Annotated in this window: 1 protein-coding gene; it reads right to left on the reverse strand. The window is 63.3% G+C overall.

The window, feature by feature from the left end; all coding sequences use genetic code 11:
- Positions 1–267: hypothetical protein (locus MKK75_RS00455; protein WP_244040673.1), on the reverse strand; the 267-nt coding region annotated here is incomplete at its 3' end.
- Positions 268–1,071 lie beyond the last annotated feature (804 nt).

The raw sequence follows: 1,071 nt of genomic DNA on the forward strand, positions 1-1,071 counted from the left end.
GGCGTAGCTACCGGTCACCCCATTGCCGCCACCGCTGCCAGCGGGTGCTCCCGGCGTCTTGTTCCGGGCGAAGCTGGCGCCGGGATATCTCCGTTGGGTCCGCGACATCATCCGACGGCGCATGTGGTGACGCCTCATCCGCACGTTCGTGAGCATGTCGGACGGCGACGAGATACCGGCGACGGGGGCGGCAGGCACGGCCGCAGCGGGCAGGGATAGAATTGTGGTTCCAATCGCAGCGACCACACTGAGGGTCAAAAAGCGCATCAGGCATCTCCTTGCCGCGACGCTAGGAACGGCATCCGGCTAGAACAACCTGTGGCGACGATCCGGCGGATCAATACGTCCTCCACGGTGACGGTCTGAGGTCGGACCATTTGTCGAACGCCCGTGATGCAAGCGAATTTCGTCGGCTACCATGCGACGGCTCACATCGGGTTATTTGAGCAGTCTGCATCATTAGTGTGCACTCGAATATTTTTAACTACGTTCACTCAACGAGAATTTTAAATCGTACCGGCCTTGAACTGTCGTTGGCAAAGTGCAGTTCTCCGAGAATGTTACAGCGTGGTCCCATCTTTGTTGGCGACCTGAAGCCCCTCGGCGCGGCCCGGCCTCTTACGGTCGTTAGGCCCAGCAGCCGCCTGTCGTCTTGGGCCACGATCTCGATTTCTTGCCTCTCTACCCTCACGCTGTTTGCGGTGGGCGGGGCTTGGCTTCTTCCCCACACCGATTGGACATCCACTCGGCAGCCAGCGTCGGCGGCGTCTAGGGATTCGCCACCGCCATCTATCTTCCCGCGCTGGATAGAGGTCCCACACCTGACGGGGCCTCTCTCGCATGCGGACGATCCAGGTACCTTCTCCGTCGCCGACGGACCCCGCACCTTCCTGGACCCGAACCCGGTGGATACGGTTGCGCAACCGGCGACCCTACCGCCACGTGCCAACCCGCATCTGCCGTTGATCAGCCGTGCGCCCCTCGACGCGGCACGCCTGACGCACGAAGAGCCGCCCGCGTGGAACGAGCGCGCTGAGCGCCGAGGCGTCGCGCCGCCGGCCCCGCCGAACG

The organism is Methylobacterium sp. J-030 (genome assembly GCF_022829545.1).
GTDB lineage: Bacteria > Pseudomonadota > Alphaproteobacteria > Rhizobiales > Beijerinckiaceae > Methylobacterium.